The sequence below is a fragment of the Pseudomonas sp. zfem002 genome (genome assembly GCF_032621685.1).
In the GTDB taxonomy this organism is placed as follows: domain Bacteria; phylum Pseudomonadota; class Gammaproteobacteria; order Pseudomonadales; family Pseudomonadaceae; genus Aquipseudomonas; species Aquipseudomonas japonica.
Window position 1 is genome coordinate 56,019 of sequence record NZ_JAVYJH010000015.1, and the last position, 20,154, is coordinate 76,172.

19 protein-coding genes are annotated in these 20,154 nt (G+C 64.1%); 3 read left to right on the top strand and 16 right to left on the bottom strand.

Annotated elements, in window-relative coordinates; all coding sequences use genetic code 11:
• Window positions 1-59 precede the first annotated feature (59 nt).
• The 7 genes from RTI28_RS17905 to RTI28_RS17935 form a co-directional block, all read right to left on the bottom strand.
• Window positions 60-845 carry a MetQ/NlpA family ABC transporter substrate-binding protein gene (locus RTI28_RS17905; RefSeq protein WP_316921704.1) on the bottom strand — a complete coding sequence of 262 codons (786 nt, stop codon included), beginning with the start codon at window positions 843-845 and terminating at the stop codon, window positions 60-62.
• Between the two features lie 174 nt (window positions 846-1,019).
• Window positions 1,020-1,961: a sigma 54-interacting transcriptional regulator gene (locus RTI28_RS17910; protein ID WP_316921705.1), complete on the bottom strand. Its 942-nt coding sequence runs from the start codon at window positions 1,959-1,961 to the stop codon at window positions 1,020-1,022.
• Between the two features lie 69 nt (window positions 1,962-2,030).
• Window positions 2,031-2,612: an alpha/beta hydrolase gene (locus RTI28_RS17915; protein WP_316921706.1), complete on the bottom strand. Its 582-nt coding sequence runs from the start codon at window positions 2,610-2,612 to the stop codon at window positions 2,031-2,033.
• A 132-nt stretch (window positions 2,613-2,744) separates the two neighbouring features.
• Entirely contained in the window at window positions 2,745-3,044 is a 300-nt protein-coding gene (locus RTI28_RS17920) for a hypothetical protein (protein WP_316921707.1), read from the bottom strand.
• A 595-nt stretch (window positions 3,045-3,639) separates the two neighbouring features.
• Window positions 3,640-4,041: an ExbD/TolR family protein gene (locus RTI28_RS17925; RefSeq protein WP_009041659.1), complete on the bottom strand. Its 402-nt coding sequence runs from the start codon at window positions 4,039-4,041 to the stop codon at window positions 3,640-3,642.
• A gap of 1 nt (window position 4,042) precedes the next feature.
• A complete protein-coding gene (locus RTI28_RS17930; RefSeq protein ID WP_316921708.1) occupies window positions 4,043-4,765 on the bottom strand; it encodes a MotA/TolQ/ExbB proton channel family protein in 723 nt (240 codons plus the stop codon).
• A gap of 35 nt (window positions 4,766-4,800) precedes the next feature.
• Window positions 4,801-5,610, bottom strand: a complete 810-nt coding sequence (locus RTI28_RS17935) for an energy transducer TonB (RefSeq protein ID WP_316921709.1) — start codon at window positions 5,608-5,610, stop codon at window positions 4,801-4,803.
• A gap of 337 nt (window positions 5,611-5,947) precedes the next feature.
• Between RTI28_RS17935 and RTI28_RS17940 the strand changes: the two genes are divergently transcribed.
• Window positions 5,948-6,811, top strand: coding sequence for a LysR family transcriptional regulator (locus RTI28_RS17940; protein ID WP_316921710.1), 864 nt, complete (start codon window positions 5,948-5,950; stop codon window positions 6,809-6,811).
• A 113-nt stretch (window positions 6,812-6,924) separates the two neighbouring features.
• Here RTI28_RS17940 and RTI28_RS17945 read toward each other — a convergent pair whose 3' ends face one another.
• From RTI28_RS17945 to dibA, 6 genes are all read right to left on the bottom strand, one after another.
• A complete protein-coding gene (locus RTI28_RS17945) occupies window positions 6,925-7,914 on the bottom strand; it encodes a sulfate ABC transporter ATP-binding protein (protein ID WP_316921711.1) in 990 nt (329 codons plus the stop codon).
• Window positions 7,915-7,917: 3 nt separating this feature from the next.
• A complete protein-coding gene (cysW, locus tag RTI28_RS17950; RefSeq protein ID WP_316921712.1) occupies window positions 7,918-8,790 on the bottom strand; it encodes a sulfate ABC transporter permease subunit CysW in 873 nt (290 codons plus the stop codon).
• Between the two features lie 13 nt (window positions 8,791-8,803).
• Window positions 8,804-9,622, bottom strand: coding sequence for a sulfate ABC transporter permease subunit CysT (gene cysT / locus RTI28_RS17955; RefSeq protein WP_042130065.1), 819 nt, complete (start codon window positions 9,620-9,622; stop codon window positions 8,804-8,806).
• A gap of 184 nt (window positions 9,623-9,806) precedes the next feature.
• A complete protein-coding gene (locus RTI28_RS17960) occupies window positions 9,807-10,814 on the bottom strand; it encodes a sulfate ABC transporter substrate-binding protein (RefSeq protein WP_316921713.1) in 1,008 nt (335 codons plus the stop codon).
• Between the two features lie 54 nt (window positions 10,815-10,868).
• The gene (gene oscA / locus RTI28_RS17965) at window positions 10,869-11,051 is read right to left on the bottom strand and encodes a sulfur starvation response protein OscA (RefSeq protein ID WP_009400195.1); all 183 of its coding nucleotides are present in this window, start codon (window positions 11,049-11,051) and stop codon (window positions 10,869-10,871) included.
• 306 nt (window positions 11,052-11,357) lie between these two features.
• A complete protein-coding gene (dibA, locus tag RTI28_RS17970; protein WP_316921714.1) occupies window positions 11,358-13,250 on the bottom strand; it encodes a phosphodiesterase DibA in 1,893 nt (630 codons plus the stop codon).
• A 149-nt stretch (window positions 13,251-13,399) separates the two neighbouring features.
• Between dibA and desA the strand changes: the two genes are divergently transcribed.
• Both desA and RTI28_RS17980 read left to right on the top strand, forming a co-directional pair.
• Window positions 13,400-14,584, top strand: a complete 1,185-nt coding sequence (gene desA, locus RTI28_RS17975; protein WP_316921715.1) for a delta-9 fatty acid desaturase DesA — start codon at window positions 13,400-13,402, stop codon at window positions 14,582-14,584.
• 140 nt (window positions 14,585-14,724) lie between these two features.
• The gene (locus RTI28_RS17980) at window positions 14,725-15,702 is read left to right on the top strand and encodes a sensor domain-containing diguanylate cyclase (protein ID WP_316921716.1); all 978 of its coding nucleotides are present in this window, start codon (window positions 14,725-14,727) and stop codon (window positions 15,700-15,702) included.
• A 199-nt stretch (window positions 15,703-15,901) separates the two neighbouring features.
• Here the strand turns inward: RTI28_RS17980 and RTI28_RS17985 are convergent, their stop codons facing one another.
• The 3 genes from RTI28_RS17985 to gabD form a co-directional block, all read right to left on the bottom strand.
• Window positions 15,902-17,110 carry a response regulator gene (locus RTI28_RS17985; RefSeq protein ID WP_316921717.1) on the bottom strand — a complete coding sequence of 403 codons (1,209 nt, stop codon included), beginning with the start codon at window positions 17,108-17,110 and terminating at the stop codon, window positions 15,902-15,904.
• A 143-nt stretch (window positions 17,111-17,253) separates the two neighbouring features.
• Window positions 17,254-18,531 (bottom strand): 4-aminobutyrate--2-oxoglutarate transaminase, encoded by a 1,278-nt coding sequence (gabT, locus tag RTI28_RS17990; protein WP_316921718.1) that lies wholly within the window; start codon window positions 18,529-18,531, stop codon window positions 17,254-17,256.
• Window positions 18,532-18,710: 179 nt separating this feature from the next.
• The gene (gene gabD / locus RTI28_RS17995; RefSeq protein ID WP_042130079.1) at window positions 18,711-20,153 is read right to left on the bottom strand and encodes an NADP-dependent succinate-semialdehyde dehydrogenase; all 1,443 of its coding nucleotides are present in this window, start codon (window positions 20,151-20,153) and stop codon (window positions 18,711-18,713) included.
• Between the last annotated feature and the right edge of the window lies 1 nt (window position 20,154).

The following is a 20,154-nucleotide window of genomic DNA, read 5'->3' on the forward strand; positions in this document are numbered from 1 at the left end:
GAGCGAGCTTGCTCGCGAAGGGCTGCAAAGCAGCCCCAAACAGCGCATTCAGAGACGAATCAGAACGCCGGCAGTACCGCGCCGCTGTACTTCTTCTCGATGAAGGTCTTCACCTCAGGCGACGTCAGGGCCTTGGCCAGCTTCTGCACCGCTGCGCTGTCCTTGTTGTCCGGACGGGCCACCAGGAAGTTCACGTAAGGCGAGTCGCTGCCCTCGATCAGCAATGCATCCTTCGCCGGGTTCAGGCCTGCTTCCAGGGCGTAGTTGGTGTTGATCATGTCCAGGTCGACCTGGTCCAGCACGCGCGGGAGCATGGCCGATTCCAGTTCGCGGAACTTCAGTTTCTTCGGGTTCTCGGCGATGTCTTTCGGGGTCGCCAGGGCGTTCTTCGGATCCTTCAGGGTGATCAGGCCAGCCTTCTGCAGCAGCAGCAGGGCACGACCACTGTTGCTGCCCTCGTTCGGGATGGCGACGGTGGCGCCTTCCTTCAGCTCGGCCAGGCTCTTGACCTTCTTCGAGTAGCCACCGAACGGCTCGACGTGAACACCGATCACGGTTTCCAGGTGGGTACCCTTGCCTTCGTTGAAGTTCTTCAGGTACGGCAGGGTCTGGAAGTAGTTGGCGTCCAGACGCTTCTGGTCGACCTGCACGTTAGGCTGCACGTAGTCGGTGAAGACCTTGATCTCCAGGTCCACGCCTTCTTTGGCCAGGGTCGGCTTGATCAGCTCCAGGATCTCGGCATGCGGCACCGGGGTGGCGGCCACCACCAGTTTCTCGCCGGCATGGGCAAAACCGGCAACCGACAGCGCGGCAGCCAGGGCAGTCATCAACAGAGCTTTTTTCATGTGCAGTCCTTATTGGTATTCCGCGCCTCGTGGGCGTCGATGTGTTGGTTCGCCAGGCCCGTGCTGCCCGGCGTGAGGCGGACAATATCGAGATTTTTTATTCCCGAAAAATATCTTTTGGTTAGTCACTTATGCCTTTTTTCACAAACCCATTTATGCATCAGGCGCAACGCTCTAGCTCGCGGCTTGCGCCAGGCGCAACAAGGTTTGTTCGAGCAGCTTCTGCAACGCCCGTCGCTCCTGGGCATCGCCCAGCTCGCTGAGGCGTTCCAGGCGCTGGGCCAGGGCATGCAGCGGGGTCGGCAGGTTCAGGTGCTCGGCGAGGATTTCGTCGCCACTGCCCTGCAGCAGGGCGAAGTGGATGACGTTCTCCAGCTCGCGGGTATTGCCCGGCCAGTCGTGCAGCTCCAGCACGCGCTGGGCTTCTTCGCTGAGCAGCGGCACCGGGCGGTTGAGTTTCGGGCTGTAGATGCCGACGAAGTATTCAGCCAGCGGCAGGATATCGCCGACCCGTTCGCGCAAGGCCGGCAGTTCCAGGCGGCCCTCGTGCAGGTAGTCGAACAGCCGTGGATGGAAGTGCCCGGCGGCGACCGCCTCGGCCAGGTCGATGCTCGATGCGGCGACCAGGCGTACATCCACCGGGTGCGGTTGCTGCGAACCGACGCGGTAGACCTCGCGGTTCTCCAGGGCGGCCAGCAGCTTGACCTGGATCGCCAGCGGCAGGTCGGCGATTTCGTCCAGGTACAGCGTTCCGCCATTGGCCGAGCCGAACCAGCCGGCGCGGCTGCTGGCGGTGCCGCCGTGACTGCCTGCGGTGTAGCCGAACAGCTCGGCGTCGGCATAGGTCGGGCTGATCGCCCCGCAGTTGACCGAGACGAACAGACCGCCGCGGTCGCTGGCACGGTGGATCTGGCGGGCCAGCAATTCCTTGCCGGTGCCGCTTTCGCCACGGATCAATACCGGCAGGGCCAGCGGCGCCAGCAGCTCCAGTTCCTCGCGCAACTGGCGCGAGCGCGGATCGACGAACACCAGTGCCTTGGCGCGGATGCTCAGCGGGCTCTTGTCGAGTTCGGGAAAGGTCAGCAGTGGCTGGCCGAAGGTGTCTTGTGCAGTCATGGCAAAGCTCCCGCCCGGACTCCTGGCCCGGGCGTTACGAAAAGGAAGATGAAGAAAGGTGCTGGCGGATCAGGCGCGACGCAGGGCGCCCTGTTCCATTCGACTCTGCAGCCGGTACAGGTAGGCGAAGCCCTGTTCCCAGCGATGGTGGCCGGACTTGACGTTGATATGCCCGGCCCCGCCGAGCACCCCGGCTTCGGCGCCCCAGGCGCGGGCCAGTTGCATGGCGCGCGGCGCGCTGACGGCCGGGTCGTTGTCGGAGGTCACCACCTGGCTGGGGAACGGCAGCAGGTTCATGGGAATCGGCGCGAAGTTGCGCAGCGCCGGCGAACAGGCCGGTCGCTCGACATCCGCCGGCGCCACCAGCAGCGCGCCACGCACCCGGCGCAGCAAGGCCGTACTGGCCTGCGCGGCCCAGTGGGCGACGGTGATGCAGCCCAGGCTGTGGGCGATCAGGATCACCGGTGACTCGCTGGCGGCAATCGCCTCCTCCAGCGCCGCGACCCAGTCCCCGCGCTTCGGCGTCAGCCAGTCGGCCTGCTCGACACGGGCGCTGTTGGGCAGCGTCTGGTGCCAATGACTTTGCCAGTGCTGCTCTGGCGAACCCTGCCAGCCCGGCACAATCAGGTAACGGATCGACTCGTTGCGCATGGGGAATTGCCTCCTGCTGCGGTTGCGTGCATGCCGGCAAGTATTGGCGAGGGAGTTATATCCGTAAAGGAATAAGAAGCTATTTATTAATAACCATATTAAAAGCGGGACCGCTGCGGGTCCCGCCAGGCGTCAGGCGGCGGGTTGCTGCCAGTCGCGGCTTTCGTAGCCGTCGATCAAGGCGTCGACCAGGCCCTTCGCCGCTTCCACGGCATGCATCGTCAGCCAGGGGAAGCTGCTGGTGCCCGGTTCCGGGGTGAGGGAGAGCTGGGTGGATTCGTAGGCGCAGCGCAGGAACATGGAGATGTGGATCAAAGTGCTGTGGGGGTCGATGCCGGGGTTTACGGAGAAGAGTGGCGGGTGGGTGGGGCATGTGCCGAAGGGGCGGGCGCAGATTGGGGCTAAAGGTGGGTCTGGGACGAGCTTTTTCATGGGTATTGTCCTTACCAGTTTTGCCAACATCCTTTTGTTTCCACACAAATGGGTGGCGGCTGTACGCGGGGTGGAAAACCGAGCGGTAAGGAGATACCCGGCAGGCCCGAAAGCCTCCCGCGCACAGCTGCCATAAAGCTGTTCCTCACCACCATTTTTGCGAGGTTTCCACACCCCGATCGCTGACCATTCAGCGACCCTGGAAGCCTAGAAGGAGTGGTTTCCATGGGCAAGGAAGCAAGGACCGACAGATCGCGTAGGTTACGTCCTAGGATTTTCAGCTTCCACAAACTTTATGTTTGCAGGTGTCTGGAATGGGCCTGCTGCGCAGGCCTTCGCGGGCAAGCCTCGCTCCTACGGGGGGGAGGTGCGATCGACTGCAATCTTTCGGATGGCCATTCCTCCGTAGGAGCGAGGCTTGCCCGCGAAGGACCGCAAAGCGGTCCCAGAAGGTGGCCGCTGCGAGAACTCGGAACTCAGGCTTTACGACAGCTACGCCGCCGATCACCGCGCTACGTTCCACAGACATTCAGGCCAAAAAAAAGCCAGCCCCTGCCACAGGACCGGCCTCAAGTGTGCCTGAGTTGCGTGTTGCTCAGCGTGCGGTGATCACCGACAACTTGGTAATCCCCGCGCGTTCGATCGAAGCCATGGCACGCGCCACTTCTCCGTAGTTCACTCCATCGTCCGCCTGCAGTTGCACCCGTACCTCGGGGTCCTTGGCCTTCGCCGCCTGCAGGTTGGTTTCCAGCAGATCCGGCTGGATTTCATCCTTGTTGATGAACAGCTTCCCTGCCCCGTCGATGCTCACCACCAACGGATCCTTCTGTTCCACCGGGGCCACGGCCTCGGTCTTGGGCAAGTTGATCGGGATCGCGTTGGTCAGCAGCGGCGCGGTGACGATGAACACCACCAGCAGCACCAGCATCACATCCACCAGCGGCGTCACGTTGATCTCGCTGAGTACCTCGTCGCTGTCCTGGGTCGAGAAGGCCATGTCACACCGCCTCTTTCACAGGCTGGCCCGCGGCGTTACCGGCCTTGAGCAGCGTTGGGTGGGCGATGACACGGAAGGCGCTCTTCTGCGCGAGGCTGTAGAAGTCGTGGGCGAAGTCGTCGAGGTCGGCGGCGGTCAGCTTCAGGCGACGCAGGAAGTAGTTGTAAACCAGCACCGCCGGCACCGCGACGGCGATACCCACACCAGTGGCGACCAGCGCCGCGCCGATCGGGCCGGCCACGGTTTCCAGGCTCGCCGAGCCCGCCGCGCTGATGCCCTTGAGCGCTTCCATGATGCCCCACACGGTGCCGAACAGACCGATGAACGGCGAAGTACTGCCGATACTGGCGACCACGGCGAGGCCGGTTTCCAGCGAGCGACGCTCCCGCACGATCTGCTGGCGCAGGGCGCGTTCCAGACGGTCCTGATGGTTGATCGCGTGGCTCAGGTCGGTGGCCTGGCCCGGCTCGCCGACGGCGATGGCGGCGTAGCCGGCCTGGGCGACACGGGCTGCCGAACCGGGTTGCGAGTGGGCCAGGTCAGCCGCCGAGTCGAGACTGGAGGCGGCCCAGAATTGCTTGTGGAAGCGCTTGTCCTGGTTCTTCAGACGGACGAACTGCACGGTCTTGACCAGGGCCAGGCCCCAGGTGACCACGGAGAAGCCGACCAGCAGCCAGATCACCGCGCTTTCGATGGATTCAAGGGGGGAAGCCAATACGCTCATGATGTGTTCTCTCTCTCTCGTTGCGCGAATTTGGGTTAGCGAATCTTGAAGTCGATGGGCACGCTCACCCAGCCTTCCTGGGGTACATCGCCCTGCTTGGCCGGCACGAAACTCCAGCGCTTGACCGCGGCCAGCGCGGCGTCGTCGAGTTGCTGGCGACCACTGCTCTGCTGGATCTGGATCTCGCCCGGCTTGCCGCTGGCGAGCACCTTGACCCGCAGCAGCACCGTGCCTTCCCAGCCGCGACGCTGGGCCAGCGACGGGTATTCCGGCGCCGGGTTCTTCAGGTACGCGGCGTTGGCCGAGGCCGGCGTCACCGGTGCCGGCGCGGGTGGCGCGGGCGGCTGCGGTGCGGCGACCGGCGGGGCCGGCGTCGGCGGTTGTTCCACTGGCTTGGGCTCGGGCTTGGGTGTTGGCTTGGGCACGGGCTTGGGCTTGGGTTTCGGTACCGGCTTGGGCGGCGGCGGCTTCACCGCCAGTTCGTCCTCGACCGGCGGTGGCGGCTCCACCACCGGCGGCGGTGGCTCGACCACGGGCGGTGGCGGTTCGACCACCGGTGGCGCGGGCTGGGAAAACTCGATGGTCATCGGTGGAATTTCCGGCGGCACCACGGGCAGCACCGGGGTCGGCTTCTCGCTGATCCAGTACGCGACCGCGCCGTGCAGAACCAGGGCGAAGACGCCGAGCAGGACTTTCTCGCGGCGCTTCAGCGCACTGCGCGGCGCCCGCTGCAGGCGCTGTTGGCCGAGCGGCGAGCGGTGCGGCCGGCCGAGATCGACCAGTTCGCCCGGCGTCGGGCGCCACAGCACGTCAACGGCACTGGCGGCGGTCTGGACATTACCCATTGATAAACTCCTGGGGGTTCGGTGCATTCCATCGAAGGGGATAAGGGGCCTTCGCTTGGCTGGAATGATCCGGGTCAGACGCTTATCTCTGAAAGTAATCTTTAAAGTTATAGATAGAATTTTCGGGAATATATTATTTTCGCCGATCGCTGCAGCCCTTGCAGATCAAGGCCTGCAGCGATGCTGGCATTTTCCCATGCCTTTGCGGCATGAAAAATATTCCCAAAAGGCATGGAAAATCGACGCTTTGCCTGACTGGAATCATATGTATTCCAGTTATTTATTTATGTTTTTACATGCTTTTACTGAATAAAGGATTGCCTTTATAAGGTGTGCCATGCACATCGACCTGCGCCAGTTGCGCCACCTCCTCGCCCTCGCCGAACACCGCAGCTTCGTTGCCGCGGCGGGTTCGGTGCGTCTGTCACAGTCCGCGTTCAGCCGCAGTATCCAGGCCCTCGAACACAGTGTCGGCTGCCAGCTGGTGGACCGCGCGAGCAAGGACCTGGTGCCGACCCGGCAAGGGTTGGTGGTGCTGGAACATGCGCGGCGGCTGGTCAGTGGCGCGCATCAGCTGAGCAACGAGATTCGCCAGTTCAATGACCTGGAGACGGGAGAGCTGCGCTTTGGCCATGTTCCGGCGAGCGGGCTGGTGACGCGGGCCGTGGCCGGGTTCGTCGGCAAGTACCCGAAGGCGCGGGTGCGCTTCGAGGCCGCGACTGCCGCGGAAATGGGCAAGCGCCTGCTGGCCGATGAGCTGGAGTTCTTCGTGGCCGACAGTCGTGGCTTCGATGGGGATTCGGCGTACCAGGTGCTGCGCCTGAAAGCGCGGGCCTGGCAGTTCTGCTGTCGCCCCGGGCATCCGCTGGCCGGGCGCGGCGTCGTCACGCAAGAAGAGCTGCGAGCCTGGCCGCTGGCGGTTCCCCGCGGAGAACCAGGCCTGGTCGAGTTGGGTGCGACGATCGAGTGCACTGCGGGGCTGCATGCCCTGGTGGCGGGATCGGATGCGCTCGGGGTCAGCCTTGGCGAAGCCGGGCTGGTGCGGCTGAAGGTGACCGGGGTCGAGATGCCGGAGGCGCGCCATGCGATCGTCAGCCGGGCTCGGCAACGCTTGTCGCCGCTGGCCGAGGCGATGGTCGGGGAGATTCTGCTGGTGGATCAGGCGGAGGACGGGGCAAGCCTGGAGAGGATGGCGGTGTAGGTGGGGACCGCGTTGCGGTCCTTTCGCGGGCAACGCCCGCTCCTACAGGAAATGCGCGGACTCTGTAGGAGCGTGGCTCGCCCGCGAAGGCCTGCAGAGCAGGCCCAACGGCCTCAGATATTCTCGACCTTCTGCCAGACCTTCGGCTTGAAGAACAAGGTCTCGCCGCGCGCCAGGCCGGTCAGGCTGTCATGGTCCTTGACCACTTCCGCCTCGATCAGCTCGCTCTGCCCTTCCACCTTCAGGGTCACCCGGGTGGTCGCGCCCAGTGGACGGATATCGCGCACCTCGGCGACGTGGTGGCCTTCCATCTCATGCCGCGACAGCGACACTTCGTGCGGACGGAACAGCACGTGGTGGTTCTCGCTCAGGTGCAGGCGGTTGGAGTCGCCGAGGAAGTGATAGACGAAATCGCTGGCCGGGTTCTCGTAGACCTCGCCCGGCGAGCCGATCTGCTCGATCACGCCCTTGTTCATCACCACGATGCGGTCGGCCACTTCCATGGCTTCTTCCTGGTCGTGGGTGACGAACACCGAGGTCAGGTTGATGTCCTCGTGCAGCCGCGCCAGCCAGCGACGCAGCTCCTTGCGCACCTTGGCGTCGAGCGCGCCAAACGGCTCGTCGAGCAGCAGCACCTTGGGCTCCACCGCCAGGGCGCGGGCCAGGGCGATCCGCTGGCGCTGGCCACCGGACAGTTGCTCCGGGTAGCGATCCGACAGCCAGTCGAGCTGGACCATGTTCAGCAGCTCATGGACCTTCTCGGCAATCCTGCTCTCGCTCGGGCGCTCGCCCTTGGGCTTCATGCGCAGGCCGAAGGCGACGTTGTCGAACACGCTCATGTGGCGGAACAGCGCGTAGTGCTGGAACACGAAACCGACGTTGCGATCACGCACGTCGTGGCCGGACACGTCTTCGCCGTGGAACACGATATTGCCGTTATCCGGGGTCTCCAGGCCGGCGATGATGCGCAGCAGGGTGGTCTTGCCGCAGCCGGACGGGCCAAGCAGGGCCACCAGCTCGCCGCTGTTGATGTCCAGGTTGATGTTGTCCAGGGCCTGGAAGGCGTTGAAGCGCTTGCTGACGTTACGAACTTCGATCGACATGAATTATTCCTCCGCCGCACTGTGGCGCAGACGGTTAATGCGGTTCTCGCTCCACTGCTTGAGCAGCAGGATGAAGAGCGCCAGGATCAGCAGCAGGCTCGCCACGCTGAACGCCGCGACATGGTTGTATTCGTTGTAGAGGATCTCGACATGCAGCGGCAGGGTGTTGGTCACGCCGCGGATGTGGCCGGAGACCACCGACACCGCGCCGAACTCGCCCATCGCCCGCGCGGTACACAGCACCACGCCGTAGATCAGGCCCCATTTGATGTTCGGCAGGGTCACGTGCCAGAACATCTGCCAGCCGTTGGCGCCGAGCAGGCGCGCGGCCTCCTCTTCCTGGGTGCCCTGCTCCTGCATCAGCGGGATCAGTTCACGGGCGACGAAGGGCACGGTGACGAAGATGGTCGCCAGGACGATGCCCGGCAGGGCGAAGACGATCTGGATATCGTGGTCCTGCAGCCACGGCCCGAACAGGCCCTGGGCGCCGAACATCAGCACGTAGACCAGACCCGCGATCACCGGCGAGACCGAGAACGGCAGGTCGATCAGGGTGACCAGCACGCTCTTGCCGCGGAAGTTGTACTTGCTCACGCACCAGGCGGCGCTGACGCCGAACACCAGGTTCAGCGGCACCGAGATGGCCACGGCGATCAGGGTCAGCTTGAGGGCGGACAGGGCATCGGCTTCGAAGATCGCCTCGAAGAAGGTACCCAGGCCCATCTTCAGGCCCTGGGATACCACGATCACCAGCGGCAACAGGAGGAACAGGGCGAAGATCAGCCAGCCAAGGCCGATCAGGATGCGCCGGGCAGCGGCGCTGCCACGGCGGGCGGCGTTGGCCGAAGCGGCCGCGCCAATTGCGGATGCAGACATGCTCAGGCCTCCTTCAAGGGGTTTCGATGCGCCGCTGCAGCAGGTTGATCAGCAGCAGCAGGATGAAGGAAACCACCAGCATCAGCACGCCGATGGCGGTCGCGCCGGTGTAGTCGTACTGGTCGAGCTTGACCATGATCAGCAGCGGCAGGATCTCGGTCTTCATCGGCATGTTGCCGGCGATGAAGATCACCGAACCGTACTCGCCCACGCCACGGGCGAAGGCCAGGGCAAAGCCGGTCAGCCAGGCCGGCAGCAGGGCCGGCATCAGTACGTGGCGGAACACCTGCAGCGGCTTGGCGCCGAGGCAGGCGGCGGCTTCTTCGACTTCCCGGGGGATGTCGGCGAGCACCGGCTGCACCGTGCGCACCACGAACGGCAGGGTGACGAAGGTCAGTGCCAGGGTGATGCCGAGCGGGGTGTAGGCGATCTTGAAACCGAGGTCGGTGGCGAACTGGCCGACCCAGCCGGACGGTGCATAAAGCGCGGTCAGGGCGATACCGGCGACCGCGGTGGGCAGGGCGAACGGCAGGTCGATCATCGCCTCGATGATCTTGCGTCCGGGGAAGGTGTAGCGCACCAGGACCCAGGCCAGCAGGGTACCGATGATGCCGTTGATGATGGCGGCGCAGAGGGCGGTGCCGAAACTCAGTTGCAGCGCGGCGAGTACCCGCGGTGCGCTGACGATGTTCCAGAACTGCTCCCAGGTGAGCTGGGCGGCATGCACGAACATCGCCCCCAGCGGTATGAGCACTATCAGACTGAGGTACACCAAGGTGTAGCCCAGCGTCAGCCCGAAGCCGGGTATGACGGGGGATATACGACGTGACATAAAGGTCCTTGGTCTAGCTGGTTTTCATACGGGGTGTTCGGGGGCTGCTTTGCAGCCCTTTCGCAGTGGTTCGTCACACGACAAGCCAGCTCCTACAAGAGACCGCGGTGTACGGGCCTGTGTAGGAGCTGGCTTGTCGTGTGACGAACCACTGCGAAAGGGCCGCAAAGCGGCCCCAGAAAGATCACTGTGCCGAATAGATCTGATCGAACACACCGCCATCATTGAAGAACTTGGGTTGGGCAGTCTTCCAGCCACCGAAGTCTTTGTCGATAGTCACCAGGTCCAGTTTCGGGAACTGGTTGGCGTATTGCGCGGCGACCTTCTCGTCACGCGGACGGTAGAAGTTGTCGGCGGCGATCTTCTGCCCGGCCGGGCTGTACAGGTACTTGAGGTACTCCTCGGCGATCTTCTCGTTGCCCTTCTTCTCGGCGTTCTTGTCGACCACGGCCACCGGCGGTTCGGCGAGGATCGACAGGGACGGCACGACGATTTCGAACTTGTCGCTGCCACCGTCTTCCTTCAGGGCCAGGAAGGCTTCGTTTTCCCAGGCCAGCAGGACATCGCCCTGGCCGTTGTTGACGAAGGTGATGGTCGAGCCACGGGCACCGGTGTCGAGGACCGGCACGTGCTTGAACAGCTCCTTCACGTATTCCTGGGCCTTGGCTTCACTGCCGCCGGCTTTCAGGCCGTAGGCCCAGGCGGCGAGGAAGTTCCAGCGGGCGCCGCCGGAGGTTTTCGGGTTCGGGGTGATGACCGAGACGTCTTTCTTGACCAGGTCGCCCCAGTCCTTGATGGCTTTCGGGTTGCCCTTGCGCACCAGGAACACGATGGTCGAGGTGTACGGGGTGCTGGCTTGCGGCAGACGGGTCTGCCAGTTCTCCGGCAGGGTCTTGCCGAGCTTGGCGACTTCGTCGATGTCGCCGGCCAGGGCCAGGGTCACCACGTCGGCGCGCAGGCCGTCGATCACTGCACGGGCCTGTTTGCCCGAACCGCCATGGGATTGCTGGATCTTCACCTTGTCGCTGGGGTTGGCCTGTTGCCAGTGCTTGATGAACTCGGCGTTGTACTGCTGATACAGCTCGCGGGTTGGGTCATAGGACACGTTCAACAACTCGTAGTCCTTGGCGATGGCGGAACCGGCAAAAACAGCACTGGCGAGTGCGGCCAGGGCATAACGGCGGATAGACATGGTGAAGCTCCCGATTGGCTTTTTTTCTAATGGGTAGACCTGGGCACGCGAGCTTCAGCTCGGTTTGTTGCCCGAGTTCTGCAGGCGGAATTTTTCCTTGCGTTCGATCTGCACGACCTGGGCGTTGTGCACGGTGATTTCCACCGCGCCGAAACGCAGGTCACGCAGTGCGCTCTGGATTTCGCGCAAGATGGTGGCTTCGTCCTGACCGTCAACGCTACGCAGAGATGCGCTCATGCTCGTGCTCCTTTGAAAGTGGGGGCCCGGCAGCAGCGTGTAGGAAGGTGACTGCGCCTGGTGTGGGAGCAATCTTATGAGGGGCTGAATATTCTTAAAAATACTATTTAAGAATTTTTATATAACTGAATTGACTCAAGCTACAGGGCACCGTGCCCGGTGTAGGAGCGGATTCATCCGCGATTGGCCGCGAAGCGGCCATAAACCCTGTGTCCGCGTTGTGTCAGACAAGTCCGGGATACAGGCTTTACGACGGCTTCGCCGCCGATCGCGGATGAATCCGCTCCTACAGAGCTGCGTCGAGGCCTACCAACGCAGCTCCTGCGCCGGCACCGGCCGCCCGTACCAGTACCCCTGCCCCATGTCGCACTGGTGCTCCAGCAGGAAGCGCGCCTGCTCGGACTGCTCGATCCCCTCGGCATGGATCGCCATGCCCATGCTCCGCGCCAGGGCGATGATCACCCGCACGATCGCGACGTCATCATCGTCGTTGGGCAGCCCGGCAACGAAGCCCTGGTCGATCTTCAGCTTCTGCACCGGCAAGCGCTTGAGCCGCAGCAGCGACGAATAACCGGTGCCGAAGTCGTCGATCGCCAGGCGCAGCCCCAGGTCGCGCAGGCGGTGCAGCTGTTCCAGGGCCACTTCCGGGTCGTCCATCACCGCGCTCTCGGTCACCTCGACCTCCAGCCGCGACGGCTCCAGCCCGGTGTCATCGAGCACCTGCGCCACCTGCTTGTACATCTCGCGATGGGCGAACAGGCGACTGGAGACGTTCACCGCGACGAAATCGAGCACCTTGCCCTCGCCCAGCCAACGGACCATCTGCTGGCAGGCCTGGCGCATGACCCACATGTCGATGTCGGCGATCAGCCCGGTGCGTTCGGCGATCGGGATGAACTCTCCCGGCGGCACCAGCCCGCGCTGCGGATGCAGCCAGCGCACCAGGGCCTCGGCACCGATCATCCGACCGCTGAACAGGTCGTGCACCGGCTGGAAGTACACACGCAGCTCGCCCTGCTCCAGGGCCCGGCGCAGCTCGCTGGCGGTTTCCACCCGCTGCTGGGCATGGGCAGTCAGCTCTTCGGTATACAGCGCGTAGCCGGCCCGGCCATTGCCCTTGGCCTTGAACAGCGCCGCGTCGGCGTTGCGCAGCAATTGCTCGGCGCTCTGCGCATCGCTGGGGAACAGGCTGATGCCGATGCTGACGCTGCTGAACAGGCGGTGATTCTCCAGTTCGTAAGGCTCTTTCAGCACATTGACGATCAGTTGCGCCAGGTCCGCCGCCTGCCCCACCTGCGAGCAGTTTTCGCTGAGGATGGCGAATTCGTCGCCACCCAGGCGGGCCAGGGTGACACCCGGGTCGATCACCAGCTTGAGGCGATCGGCCACGGCCTTGAGCAACTCGTCGCCGATGTTGTGGCCAAGGCTGTCGTTGATGCTCTGGAAGTGGTCGAGGTCGAGCAGGAGCAAGGCGCAGCCGCGCTTGTTGGCCTGGGCCGTGGCCAGGGCCTGTTCGGCCCGGTCGTTGAACAGCAGGCGGTTGGGCAGGTGGGTCAGCGGGTCGTGGTGGACCAGGTAGGCCAGCTCGCGCTCGGTGTGCTTGATCGCGCTGATATCGCTGAACACGGCGACATAGTGGGTCAGTTCGCCGCCATCGTCGCGGATCGCGCAGATGGTCTGCCACTGCGGATACACCTCGCCGCTCTTGCGCCGGTTCCACACCTCGCCGCTCCACTCGCCCTTGTCGTGCAGGGCGGCGTACATGGCCTGGTAGAACGTCTGGTCGTGGCGACCGGACTTGAACTTGTTCGGCCGCTGGCCGATGACTTCTTCGCGCTGGTAGCCGGTGATGTTCATGAAGGCGCGGTTGACATGCACGATGACGCCGTTGCGGTCGCTGACCAGCACGCCTTCCAGGGTGCTGTCGAACACCGCCGCGGCCATGCGCAGGCGCTCGCGGTCTTCGCGACGCAGGCGCGCGCCAAGGCCGATGAAGTTCAGCAGGCGTACCCGCGACAGGAAGATCAGCACGGCACTGCAGGCCGCCCAGGTGTAGGCGTTGATCAGCTGCCAGCTGGCCTTTTCCCCCGGATCATCGAAAACACTGCTTAATATTTGATCAGATACGACCAGCCACAACAGCGACAGCACCAGGTACAGCGCAGCCATGCGCAAGGCGTCTCGTGCGGAAACAGACATAGCGTCTCGGATGCCCACAACAAAAGATGGGGCATTATAGGGACACTTTTCCCTGTTGACCTCTTATCTAAAAGGCCGACTGGTTTTATTTGACATCATGGTAATAATGTCGATCGCTGTTCATCCGCTCTGAGAGGGCACTTCCACCCATGTGGTACTACGGTTTACTCGACCTGTCGGCCTGGCAACTGCTGGCGGTCACCCTGCTGATGACCCATGTGACCATCGTCGCGGTCACGGTCTATCTGCATCGCTACTCGGCGCACCGCTCCCTGGAGCTGAACGCCGGGCTCAAGCATTTCTTCCGCTTCTGGCTGTGGCTGACCACGGCGCAGAACACCCGCGAATGGACCGCCGTCCACCGCAAGCACCACGCCAAGTGCGAAACCGCGGACGATCCGCACAGCCCGGTGATCAAGGGCCTGTCCACGGTGCTGCGCAAAGGCGCCGAGCTGTACCGCGAAGAGGCGCGCAACCCGGAAACCCTGCGCATCTACGGCAAGAACTGCCCCGAGGACTGGATCGAGCGCAACCTCTATTCGCGCTACAAGCTCGGCGGCATCGCCCTGATGGCGGTGATCGACCTGCTGCTGTTCGGCACCATCGGCATGACCATCTGGGCGGTGCAGATGATGTGGATTCCGTTCTGGGCCGCCGGGGTGGTCAACGGCCTCGGCCACGCCGTGGGCTACCGCAACTTCGAATGCCGCGACGCCGCCACCAACCTGGTGCCGTGGGGCATCGTCATCGGTGGCGAAGAACTGCACAACAACCATCACACCTACCCCAATTCGGCCAAGCTCTCGGTCAAGCGCTGGGAATTCGACATGGGCTGGGCCTGGATCACGCTGTTCACCTGGCTGCGCCTGGCCAAGGTGCAGCGCGTCGCGCCGATCGCCCACCGCGTCGAGGGCAAGGGCCAACTGGACATGGACACCGCCATGGCGATCCTCAACAACCGCTTCCAGATCATGGCCCAGTACCGCAAGTTGGTGATCGGCCCGCTGGTGAAGCAGGAACTGGCCAGGGTCGATGATTCGGTACGCCACCAGTTCCGCCGCGCCAAGCGCCTGCTGTCGCGCGAGACCAGCCTGCTGGAAGACCGCCATCACCAGCGCATCCAGACCATGCTGGAGCACAGCCAGGCGCTCAAGGTGATCTACGAGAAGCGCCTGGCCCTGCAGCAGATCTGGGCCCGCACCAGCGCCAACGGCCACGACATGCTCGCGGCGATCAAGGACTGGGTGCACGAGGCCGAGGCCAGTGGTATCCATTCGCTGCGTGAATTCGCCGCGCAACTCAAGACCTACTCGCTGCGCCCTGCCCTGGCCTGACGCCCACTGATCGGAGCGCCCCCTGCCGGGGCGCCCGTTCTGGAACTTCCCTCCCCGATCAAGTTCTTAGCAGATATGTCGCCCGCCTGGCGGGCCGGGTCGTGGCCACACGTTCCCGCCTTACTAGAAGTACTGCGAACATGGTCAAGAACACCCCGCCGTTCACTCCGCCTCCCGAGGCTGCCCAGACACTGCTGGCCCTGATGCACGCGCAAGGCGAGGTTGCCCGCCTGAGCGAGCGCGAGCAGCTGTTCAGCTCGCTGCTGGACAGCGTCAACGCGGTGCTCTGGGCCTTCGACTGGGAAACCCGCCAGGTGCTGTACGTCAGCCCCGCCTACGAGCGCATCTTCGGCCGCCCGGCGAGCCTGCTGATGGCCGACTACAACCAGTGGCGCGACGCGATCTACCCCGACGACCTCGACTACGCCGAAAGCAGCCTGGCCGATGTGCTGGTCAAGGGCGCAGTGGAAGACCGCGAATACCGCATCATCGCCGCCGACGGCCAGGTGCGCTGGCTCAGCGACAAGTGCTTCATCAACCAGCAGGCCGAGGGGCAGCGGGTGATCGTGGTCGGCATGGCCGAGGACATCACCGAGAAGAAACAGCTCGAGGGTGAACTGCAGCGCCTGGCCACCACCGATGTCCTGACCCAGAGCAGCAACCGCCGGCACTTCTTCGAATGCGCCGAGCAGGCGTTCGAGAAAGCCCGGGGCGACGGCGCGCCGTTTTCGTTCCTGCTGCTGGATATCGATGACTTCAAGCAGGTCAACGATACCTACGGCCACCCCGAGGGCGACCAGGTGCTGCAGCGCATCGCCGACAGCGGCAAGGCGGCGTTGCGCCGAGGCGATCTGTTCGGGCGGATTGGCGGCGAGGAATTCGCCGCGGTGTTTCCCGGCTGTCCGCCGGAGATGGCGATGCAGGTGGCTATGCGCCTGCAGCGGGAGATCCAGCGCCTGAGCTTCAGCCATGACGGGCAGACCTATGGCGTGACCGTGAGCCAGGGGCTGACCGGGATGAGCGACGACGACGGCCTGCTCGACGACATGTTCGCCCGGGCGGATGCGGCGATGTACCAGGCGAAGCGGCAGGGGAAGAACCAGATAGTGCTGGGATGACCTGCCGGCGAAACGCCTGTATGCACCGGCTTGCCCCGTAGGAGCTGGCCTGCCTGCGAAAACCCCGTAGGAGCTGGCTTTGCCTGCGAAAGGACCGCGCAGCGGTCCCAAAAACTCTGGGTCTTCACCATTTTGGGACCGCTGCGCGGTCCATTCGCAGGCAAGCCAGCTCCTACAGAGGATTGCGCGGCGCCAGTGCCTACTCCTTGCGCAACCGCGCCAGCTCCGCCCGCCCGACCTTGAGCAACCGGGCAGTCTTCCCGGCGGCGATCTCTTCGAGCCCGTCCTCCACCCCCAACCGCGCCAGTTGCCCGGCCAGGTTCATCACCAGGTCTTCCCGCGAATACACCCCGCCACCCAGCTGATAAACCGCGGCAATCAACTCGCGCAGCTCCAGCGGCAAGCGCCAGCGGGTGCGCAGCGCCGAGCCATAGGCCGCCCCCGACTGCGTCAGCGCCACCTCGATTTCGTTCTCGTCCAGCTCGCCCCCGGCCAGGCGCCATTCCTGCAGGCAACGCAGCAGCGCCAGGTCGCCGAGGCAATGCAGCAACCCGGCGCAATAGCAGCGCTCATGGTCCAGCTCGAGCATCTGCGCCAGGTTGCGGCCGTACTCGGCGCAGCGCAGCGACAGGTTCCAGTATTCCTCGGCATAGCGGCCCAGTAGCGGATCGCTGAGCCTGGCACTGCGCTTGAGCGCCAGGCCGAGGATCAGGTTCATGCTCTGGGTCGTCCCCAGCTTGTTCAGCGCCTGCAACAGCGTCTGCACGTTGCCCTCGCGGTGCAGGGCGGCGCTGTTGGCGGCGGCGATCAGCACCGCGGTGATCTGCGGGTCGGCGCGCACTTCCTCCTCCAGCAGCCGCAGGTCCAGCCCCTGCGGATTCAGCGCGCGCTTGATCGCCTGTTGCACATCGGCGAACAGCGGCCCGCCATCGGCGGTGGCACGGTGTTCCTCGATGAAACGCGACAGGGTCAGGCCAGCCCGCAACGGCGGCACTTCGCAGGCGATCGACTCGCCGACCTTGAGTAATTGCTCTTCCAGGCGCTGGCGCAGCAGATCGAGGTTCAGCGGCTTGCTCAGGTACGCCGTCGGCGCCAGCGGCAGGGCCTCGCGCACGCTGGTCACGTCGCTGCGGCTGCTGATAAGGATGAACGGCAACGCCGGCGTGCGCGGCCGCGCACGCACCTTGCGCAGCAGGTCCAGGCCATCGAGGCCCGGCAGTTCGCGGGCGGCGATGATCAGGTCGGGCTTGCCAGCCAGGCCGTCCAGCGCCTCGTTGCCATTGGCACACACACGCACGTCGGCATCGCAACGCACACTGAGCAACATCTGGGTGAGCATGTCCCGCACCCACGGATCTCCCTCGGCGATCATCACCTTGGGCGCGGCAGCGAGGTCTACGGCAGTCATCGGGATCTCCTTACAACCATGACGCTTTCCAGCGTACCTTCCGGCACCGCTCCTGTAACCTTTAGAAACCTTAGCGCCCAACGTTCATCCCGGAGATGAAAAAAAACCCGCCGAAGCGGGTTTTTTCTCTAACACGTCACAGATCAGGCGAGTTCAGCGAAGCACTCTTCGATGATGGCCAGGCCTTTGTCCAGCAGCGCGTCTTCGGCGGTCAGCGGAACCAGGATCCGCAGGACGTTGCCGTAGGTGCCGCAGGACAGCAGGATCAGACCCTTGTCACGCGCCTTGGCGACCACTTGGGCAACGGCGGCGGCGTTCGGGGTGTGGGTGCCTTTCTCGAAGACTTCCACGGCGATCATCGAACCCAGGGCACGCACGTCACCGATGATCGGGTGCTTGGCCTGGATCTGCTTCAGACCGGCGACCAGACGCTCGCCAACGGCCTGGCTGCGCTCCAGCAGTTTCTCTTCGTCGAACACTTCCAGAACGGCCAGGGCCGCGGCGCACGCGATCGGCGAGCCGGCGTAGGTGCCGCCCAGGCCACCCGGGGCGATGGCGTCCATGTATTCGGCCTTGCCGCACACACCGGCCAGCGGGAAGCCGCCAGCGATGGACTTGGCGAAGGTGGTCAGGTCAGGCGCGACGCCCATCTGCTCCATGGCGAAGAAGGTGCCGGTACGGCCAGCGCCGGTCTGCACTTCGTCGGCGATCAGGAGGATGCCGTGCTGGTCGCACAGGGCGCGCAGACGCTTCATCAGCTCTTTCGGAGCAGGCAGGAAACCGCCTTCGCCCTGAACCGGCTCGATGATGATCGCGGCGATGTCGCGTGGCTCGGCATCGTTCTTGAAGATGCGCTCGATGGAAGCGATCGACTCGTCGACGCTCACGCCGTGCAGCTCGTTCGGGAACTGGGCGCGGAAGATGCCGCCTGGCATCAGGCCCATGCCGGCCGAGTACGGCACGACTTTACCGGTCAGACCCAGGGTCATCATGGTGCGGCCGTGGTAGCCGCCGGTGAAGGCGATCACGCCAGCGCGGCCGGTGGCGGCACGGGCGATCTTGACGGCGTTTTCAACGGCTTCGGAGCCGGTGGTGACCAGCAGGGTCTTCTTGGCGAAGTCGCCTGGGACGCGGGCGTTGATCTTTTCGCACAGCTCGACGTAAGGCTCGTAGGCCAGGACCTGGAAGCAGGTGTGGCTGACCTTGGTCAGTTGTTCCTGGACAGCCGCGACCACTTTCGGGTGCAGGTGACCGGTGTTCAGTACTGCGATGCCGCCGGCGAAGTCGATCAGTTCGCGGCCTTCAACGTCGATCACGGTGGAGTTCTTCGCGGTATCGACGAAGATCGGGTGGATCTGGCCAACACCGCGTGGAACGGCATTGACGCGACGCTGCATCAGGGATTCGTTGGTCTTGCTCATAGTGTCCTCAATTCGCCGCTTGGGTGGCGAGTTCAGATTGGCGACCGGTATTCACGGCAGGCAGTATTCGTTGATCGACTGCTGGCGTGGCCCGGGCCGCCGGGTGTTCCTGTGTAAAAAAGGCCAGCGAGACGTCGCTCTCGCGCCCCGCTGGCAGAGGTAAAGCCTTTAACCGTGGATCAGACGCTGATGCACAGGTATTTGATTTCCAGGTAGTCCTCGATGCCGTACTTGGAGCCTTCGCGGCCCAGGCCCGACGCCTTGATACCACCGAACGGCGCGACCTCGTTGGAGATCAAGCCGGTGTTGATGCCGACCATGCCGTATTCCAGCGCTTCGGCGACACGGAACACACGGCTCATGTCACGGGCGTAGAAGTACGAGGCCAGGCCGAACTCGGTGTCGTTGGACATGGCGATGACTTCGGCCTCGTCCTTGAAGCGGAACAGCGGCGCCAGCGGGCCGAAGGTCTCTTCTTTGGCAACGGCAGCGGTCTTCGGTACGTCGACCAGGATGGTCGGCTCGAAGAAGTTGCCTTCGATCAGCTTGCCACCGGACAGGACCTTGGCGCCTTTCGAAACCGCGTCCTCGATGTGCTCCTGGACCTTGGCCACGGCCTTGCCGTCGATCAGCGGGCCGGTGGTGGTGCCGTCTTCCAGACCGTTGCCGATCTTCAGCTTGGCGACCGCGGCTTTCAGCTTCTCGGCGAAGGCGTCGTAGACACCGTCCTGCACGTAGATGCGGTTGGCGCAGACGCAGGTCTGGCCGTTGTTGCGGTACTTGGAGATGATCGCGCCCTCGACGGCCTTATCCAGGTCGGCGTCGTCGAACACGATGAACGGTGCGTTGCCGCCCAGTTCCAGGGAAACCTTCTTGATGTCCTTGGCGCATTCTTCCATCAGCTGGCGACCGATTTCGGTCGAGCCGGTGAAGGACAGCTTGCGGACCAGGGAGTTGCCGGTCAGCTCGGAGCCGACTTCGCCGGCGCTGCCGGTGATCACGCTGAGCACGCCAGCCGGGATGCCGGCACGGGTAGCCAGCTCGACCAGGGCCAGGGCGGAGTACGGGGTCTGCGACGCAGGCTTGAGCACCATGGTGCAGCCGGCGGCCAGGGCCGGGCCGGCCTTGCGGGTGATCATCGCCGCCGGGAAGTTCCACGGGGTGATGGCCGCGGTGACACCGATCGGCTGCTTGATGACGATCAGGCGCTTGTCCGGCTGGTGGCCAGGGATGACGTCGCCGTAGACGCGCTTGGCTTCTTCGGCGAACCACTCGATGAAGGACGCAGCGTAGGCGATCTCGCCCTTGGCTTCGGCCAGTGGCTTGCCCTGCTCGGTGGTCATCAGGCGGGCCAGGTCGTCCTGGTGCTCGATCATCAGCTCGAACCAGCGGCGCAGTTTGCCCGCGCGTTCCTTGGCGGTCAGTGCGCGCCAGGCCGGCAGGGCCTTGTCGGCCGCCTCGATGGCGCGACGGGTTTCGGCAGCGCCCATTTTCGGCACGGTACCGATGACTTCGCCGGTGGCCGGGTTGGTCACCTTGATGGTCTGGCCGCTGTCCGCGTCCAGCCACTCACCGTTGATGAAGGCTTGCTGACGGAACAACTGAGCGTCTTTGAGCTGCATG